Annotated in this window: 4 protein-coding genes and 1 pseudogene; 2 read left to right on the top strand and 3 right to left on the bottom strand. The window is 73.4% G+C overall.

What is annotated here, in order from left to right; genetic code table 11:
• Positions 1-192: 192 nt before the first annotated feature.
• From ABZ920_RS07015 to ABZ920_RS07005, 3 genes are all read right to left on the bottom strand, one after another.
• A complete protein-coding gene (locus tag ABZ920_RS07015) occupies positions 193-1,164 on the bottom strand; it encodes an aldo/keto reductase (protein ID WP_361499624.1) in 972 nt (323 codons plus the stop codon).
• A gap of 503 nt (positions 1,165-1,667) precedes the next feature.
• Complete coding sequence (gene argH / locus ABZ920_RS07010; RefSeq protein WP_361499622.1) at positions 1,668-3,101, bottom strand: argininosuccinate lyase; 1,434 nt, start codon at positions 3,099-3,101, stop codon at positions 1,668-1,670.
• A 135-nt stretch (positions 3,102-3,236) separates the two neighbouring features.
• Positions 3,237-4,433, bottom strand: a complete 1,197-nt coding sequence (locus tag ABZ920_RS07005) for an argininosuccinate synthase (RefSeq protein WP_361499620.1) — start codon at positions 4,431-4,433, stop codon at positions 3,237-3,239.
• Positions 4,434-4,813: 380 nt separating this feature from the next.
• Between ABZ920_RS07005 and ABZ920_RS07000 the strand changes: the two are divergent.
• Together ABZ920_RS07000 and ABZ920_RS06995 are read left to right on the top strand one after the other, a co-directional pair.
• Positions 4,814-5,002, top strand: a pseudogene (locus ABZ920_RS07000) (FMN-binding protein); the annotation flags it as partial.
• A gap of 76 nt (positions 5,003-5,078) precedes the next feature.
• Complete coding sequence (locus ABZ920_RS06995) at positions 5,079-6,461, top strand: ferredoxin reductase family protein (protein ID WP_361499618.1); 1,383 nt, start codon at positions 5,079-5,081, stop codon at positions 6,459-6,461.
• The last annotated feature ends 28 nt before the right edge of the window (positions 6,462-6,489 follow it).

Raw genomic sequence — 6,489 nt, 5'->3', positions numbered from 1 at the left:
CGGCACCGGCCGCCTCCGCAGGGCCTTCACCGACGCAGGTCCTTCACCCGTGCGGCACCGGCCGCCCTCTGTCCGGCCCGTCCGACGCCGCGTCAGCCGCCGGCGGTCCGTGCCGCGCCCCGGTGGCGCTCCCCGTGCGGCGTCTCAGAGTCTCTGTTCCCTCAGCAGGCCCCGCTGCGGAGGGGTCGCGGCTCAGTGCCAGGGAAGCTGACCGCGCCGCTCCCAGTAGGCGCGCGGATCCTCGGCCAGTCCGGCGAGGCGGGACAGCTGCTCCTCGTCGAGGCCGACGGCCGCGGCGTGCAGGTTGGACGCGAGCTGGTCCGTGGTGGCCGCGCCGGAGAGGACGACGCCCGACCACGGCCGGCGCAGGACCAGGGCGAGGGCGACCGCGTCGCAGCCGACGCCGGCCTCGCGGGCCACGGCCCTCAGGACGTCCGGCGCGTACGGCTCGGCGAGCCGCCCGTTGGCCATGCCCTCCTTCACGATCACGGTCAGTCCGGCGTCGTGCGCCTCGGCGAGGGCGGGACCGGCGGAGGTCTCCAGGGCGTTGTACGTCGCCTGGACGGTGCGGAACAGCGGCCGGCCGTCGACCGTCACGGCGAGCGCGGCGCGGACGGCGTCGGCCTGCGCCGGGCCGCTGGTGGAGAAGCCGATCGTCAGCCCCTCGGCCGCCGCCTCGGCGAGCCGGTGGTGCAGTGCCCGGTCGGTGAGGGCGGGGCTGTCCGGGGTCAGCGAGTGGATCTGGTACAGGTCGAGCCGGCCGCCGAGCAGGGCGGCGCTCTCCGCGCGCTGCCGCTCGTAGGTGGCGAGGCCGTGGTCCTTGACCTCGTGCCGCACGGCGTCGGCGCGCCACTCGGCGGTGTAGGTGTAGCCCCACTTGCTGCCGACGACGACGTCGGAGGCGTCCGGCCGGGCCCGCAGCCAGTCGGCCAGGAACTCCTCGGAGCGGCCGTAGGAGCGGGCCGCGTCGACGTAGCGGACGCCCTGCGCGTAGGCGGCGTCGAGGAGTTCGTGGGTGCGGGTGCGCAGCGCCTCGACCGTGCGGTCGGCCGGGAGGTCCCGGTCCCGGCCGAGGTTGATGTACCCGGGGCGCCCGACGGCGGCCAGTCCCAGACCGATGTGGCAGGGGGCGGTGGTCGCCGAGGCGAGTCGTGCGAAGGACATCGGGAGCTCCGTCCGGTCGGGCTGATGATCCTCACGGATGGGGACCAAGGTATCCCGTGGGGGTCCCGGCGGACGGGGCGGCGCCGCCCGGGCGGGACGGGCCGACGGAGGCGGGCCTGCCGTCGCCGGCCGGCCGGTCCCGCGGGGCCTCGCTCGGTGCCCACCAGGTCAGAAAGGTGCCGGTGAGCAGCAGCAGCGCGAGGCCACGGCACGGGGTACGGCCGCGGGCCGGCGGGCGGCCCGCAGCGCCGGGGCGGCCTCGCAGCCGTCCACCGGTCCGTGGCACCGGTGGATGCCGGCCGGGGGCGCCGTGACCGCTCCGGTGCCCGCCGGCGCGGCCGGGGCCAGCCGGAGTCCCGGCAGGGCCGGGGCCGGTCCGCCGCCGGCCGGTGCGGTGACGTCGGCCCGCCGATCCGGCCCTGCGGGCGCCGTTCCCGCGCAACGGACCGGGAGTCCGGCGTCCGGCCCGGCACCCCCGGCCCTCCGGGCGGCCGGAGGCGCCGTCACTTCTTCCGCTTGGCGGTGGCCCACGCGTGCTGCGCCGCCACGTCCGACTTCACCTCGGCCAGCTGGACGGCGACCGCGCTCGGCGCCGTGCCGCCGCGGCCGTTGCGGGAGGCGAGGGCGCCGGGGACGTTGAGGACGCCGCGCACCTCGGGGGTCAGGTGTGCGCTGATCTCGGCGAACTGCTCGTCGGTCAGCTCGTCGAGCTCCTTGCCGTCGGCCTCGGCGGTCTTGACGCACTCGCCGGCGACCTCGTGCGCGACGCGGAACGGCACGCCCTGCTTGACCAGCCACTCCGCGATGTCGGTGGCGAGCGAGAAGCCTGCCGGCGCCAGCTCCTCCATGCGCTCGCGGTGGACGGTGAGCGTGGCGATCATGCCGGTGAAGGCCGGCAGCAGGACCTCCAGCTGGTCGCAGGAGTCGAAGACGGGCTCCTTGTCCTCCTGCAGGTCGCGGTTGTAGGCGAGCGGGAGGGCCTTCAGGGTGGCCAGCAGGCCGGTCAGGTTGCCGATCAGGCGGCCGGACTTGCCGCGCGCCAGTTCGGCGATGTCCGGGTTCTTCTTCTGCGGCATGATCGACGAGCCCGTGGAGAAGGCGTCGTGCAGGGTCACGAAGGAGAACTCCTTCGTGTTCCAGATGATGATCTCCTCGGCGATCCGGGAGAGGTTCACGCCGATCATCGCGGTGACGAAGGCGAACTCGGCGACGAAGTCCCGCGAGGCGGTGCCGTCGATGGAGTTGGCGGCGCTGCCGTGCTCGAAGCCGAGGTCCGCGGCCACCGCCTCCGGGTCCAGGCCGAGGCTGCTGCCCGCCAGGGCGCCCGAGCCGTACGGGGACACCGCCGTCCGCTCGTCCCACTGCCGCAGCCGCTCGGCGTCCCGGGACAGGGACTGCACATGGGCGAGGACGTGGTGGGCGAACAGCACCGGCTGGGCGTGCTGGAGGTGGGTGCGGCCGGGCATCGCCACGTCCGGGTGGGCCTCCGCGAGGCCGATCAGCGCGTCCTGGAGCTCGGCGATCAGCCCGCCGATGATGCGGGCGTGGTCGCGCAGGTACATCCGGAAGAGGGTGGCGACCTGGTCGTTGCGGGACCGGCCCGCGCGCAGCTTGCCGCCGAGGTCCGGGCCGAGGCGCTCCAGCAGGCCGCGCTCGAGGGCGGTGTGCACGTCCTCGTCGGCGAGGGTGCCGGTGAAGGCGCCGGAGGCGACGTCCGCCTCCAGCTGGTCGAGCCCCGCCAGCATGCGGGTCAGCTCGTCGTCCGTGAGCAGCCCCGCCTTGCGCAGCACACGCGCGTGGGCCCGCGAACCGGCGATGTCGTAGGGCGCGAGCCGCCAGTCGAAGTGGACGGACGCGGACAGCTTCGCCAGGGCCTCGGCGGGACCGTCGGCGAACCGGCCGCCCCAGAGCCGGACGTCACCGCTGTTGCTGCTCACTTGCTGCGCTCCTCGGGAAGGGGGGTGGATGTGCCACCGCCTCCTCACGGCGGGTGAGGAGGCGGTCGTCAGGCTGATGCGGGGTGAGACGGCCCGGCACGGCACGCGAGGCCCCGTGCCGGGTGGTTCGCAGTTCTAGCCCTGCAGGTCGCGCTTCGCGGCGATCTTCGAGGACAGGCTGTAGATGTCGATGAAGCCCTTGGCGGCGGACTGGTCGAACGTGTCGCCGGTGTCGTACGTCGCGAGGTTGAAGTCGTACAGCGACTCCTGCGAGCGCCGGCCGGTGACGACGGCGCGGCCGCCGTGCAGGGTCATCCGGATGTCGCCGGAGACGTGCTGGTTGGCCTCGTTGATGAAACCGTCCAGGGCGCGCTTGAGCGGGGAGAACCACTGGCCGTCGTAGACCAGTTCGCCCCAGCGCTGCTCGACCTGCCGCTTGTAGCGGGCCAGTTCGCGCTCGACGGTGACGTTCTCCAGCTCCTGGTGGGCGGTGATCAGCGCGATCGCACCCGGGGCCTCGTACACCTCGCGGGACTTGATGCCGACCAGCCGGTCCTCGACCATGTCGATCCGGCCGATGCCCTGGGCGCCGGCGCGCTCGTTGAGCTGCTGGACGGCCTGCAGGACGGTGACGGGCCTGCCGTCGATGGCGACCGGGACGCCCTCCTTGAAAGTGATGACCACCTCGTCGGGCTCGCGCGAGAGCGCCGGGTTCTGGGTGTACTCGTAGATGTCCTCGATCGGGGCGTTCCAGATGTCCTCGAGGAAGCCGGTCTCCACGGCGCGGCCGAAGACGTTCTGGTCGATGGAGTACGGGGACTTCTTGGTGGTCGCGATCGGGAGGTTCTTCTCCTCGCAGAACGCGATGGCCTTGTCGCGGGTCATCGCGTAGTCGCGGACCGGCGCGATGCACTTCAGGCCGGGGGCGAGGGCGACGATGCCGGCCTCGAAGCGGACCTGGTCGTTTCCCTTGCCGGTGCAGCCGTGGGCGACCGTGGTGGCGCCGTGCTTCTGCGCGGCGGCGACGAGGTGCTTGACGATCGCAGGCCGGGACAGGGCGGAGACCAGCGGGTAGCGGTCCATGTACAGGGCGTTGGCCTTGATCGCCGGGAGGCAGTACTCGTCGGCGAACTCGTCCTTGGCGTCGGCGACCTCGGCCTCGACGGCACCGCAGGCGAGCGCGCGCTTGCGGATGACGTCCAGGTCCTCGCCGCCCTGGCCGACGTCGACCGCAACGGCGATGACCTCGGCGCCCGTCTCCTCGGCGATCCAGCCGATGGCGACGGAGGTGTCCAGACCGCCCGAGTAGGCGAGTACGACGCGCTCGGTCACGGGTTTCTCCTCACAGTGCATTCGCTGATATGCATGAGTATGCAGAACTCTGCATGGTTCGTCAATCTCATCGGGAGCGCCGAGGCTGTGCCGTTCGAACCTGCCGTGCGGACCGGACCGGACCGGCTGCCGGGTGCGGTGCCTTCCGGCCGCAACGTGCCGTCCCCCGCGACGCCGGGGATCCGGCCGACAGTGCCCGGGGTGAACGGGCGCGACCGCTCGTCCGTATCCGCGGGGGCCGGGCCCGCCGGCCGCCTGCGGCCTCACCCGATGAGGCGCCAGGCAGCCGCGGCCGCCCCGAGGAAGCGCCGGCCGGCGCGGCCGCGGTGGGGCCGGAACGTCCGGGTGTCCGCGCGGGCGGGTGGCCCGGGGGCCCAGCTGTCACCGCGATGACCTGTCCGCAGGAGAACCCGCGCGACCAGGAGATCAACGGCTACGGCGTCCCCCGGCTGCGGCGGGAGGTCCCCGACGCGCAGAGCGCCGGGATCGACACCGCGTGGGGAGCCACGTACACGGGCGATGGTTACCGCCAGTCACTCCAGTCCGCGCCGGACTCGGCGGGACTCTGAACGCACGGGCGCCGTGGCACGTATTCCAGGGCCAAGGGATCACGCCACCCCCCTTGCCCCCGTCCACGGAGGAACCGTGACCACCACGCTCGCAGGAGGCCGCGCCGCCCGGCGCCAGACGATGCGCCGCATCCAGCCGCGCCGCTCCCCCGCCGTCCCGCTGCTGCTCGCCGTCTGGGCGGGCGCGGCGGGCGTCCTGTGGCTGTGGTGGACGAACACCCCGTCCATCGCCGACACCGGCGGCAGGATCCTCAACGCGGGCCGGATCACCGGCCTGCTCGCCGGCTACCTGATGGCCCTGGTCGTGCTGCAGATGGCGCGCGTGCCCGCCCTGGAACGCCGGGTGGGCTCCGACCGGGTCGCCCGCTGGCACGCCATGACCGGCCGCTACACGCTCTGCCTGGTCCTCGCGCACGTGTTCCTCACCATGTGGGGCTACGCCCTCCAGGCGGGCTCATCGCTCGGCGGGATCGTCCAGCAGACCGTCGACTCGGTCCAGCAGCTGCCGGACATGGGCAAGGCGGCCGTCGGCACGGCGCTGCTGGTGGTCATCGGCCTGGTCTCCGCCGGGCCGGTGCGCCGCCGGATGCCGTACGACACCTGGTACCACGTGCACCTGCTGACGTACGCGGCGGTGTTCCTGACGTTCTGGCACCAGATCACCACCGGCAACGACTTCGCCGTCGAGCCGGCCGCCAAGACCTTCTGGTACGGCCTGTACGGCGCGGTGACGGCGCTGCTGCTCTGGTACCGCGTCCTCACCCCGGTCCGGCTCAACCTGCGGCACCGGATGCGGGTCGAGGCGGTCGTCGAGGAGACCCCGGGGATCGTGTCCGTGCTGATCGGCGGGAGGCGGCTGCACCGGATGGGCGCGGAGGCCGGGCAGTTCTTCCGCTGGCGGTTCCTGGCGCCGGGCATGCGGTTCAGTTCCCACCCGTACTCGCTGTCGGCGGCGCCCCGTCCCGAGATGCTGCGGATCACGGTGAAGGCGATCGGCGACCACAGTTCCCGGCTGCGCGAGCTGACGCCCGGCACCCGGGTGTGGGCGGAGGGACCGTACGGTGCGCTGACCGCGTCCCGGCGCAGCCGCGGCAAGGTCCTGCTGGTCGCGGGCGGTGTGGGCATCACCCCGATGCGGGCGCTGTTCGAGACGCTGCCCGGCGCGGCCGGCGACATCACGCTGCTGTACCGGGCCAACAGCACCCAGGACCTCGCGCTGTGGGACGAGCTGGCGAAGATCGCCGACGAGCGCGGCGCCCGGCTGATGTACGCGGTCAACAGCCCGGACGGGGAGCGTCCCGACATCTCCGCCGAGTCGCTGCAGCGGAAGATCCCCGACATCGAGCGCCACGACGTCTTCCTGTGCGGGCCGCCCGGCTTCGCGCAGTCGGTGTACGAAGCGCTGCGCGGCGCGGGGGTTCCCGCCCGCCGCATCCATCACGAGTCGTTCGAGATGTGAGTGCCACCGGCTCACGCGTCCTACGACG

The sequence above is a fragment of the Streptomyces sp. NPDC046831 genome, from assembly GCF_040645305.1.
Classification (GTDB): Bacteria; Actinomycetota; Actinomycetes; order Streptomycetales; family Streptomycetaceae; genus Streptomyces.
This window is presented reverse-complemented; position numbering and strand designations above follow the sequence as displayed.

Bases quoted from the DNA above. Each gene is read 5' to 3' on its own strand.
- ABZ920_RS07015 (WP_361499624.1), bottom strand. From the start codon at position 1,164: ATGTCCTTCGCACGACTCGCCTCGGCGACCACCGCCCCCTGCCACATC.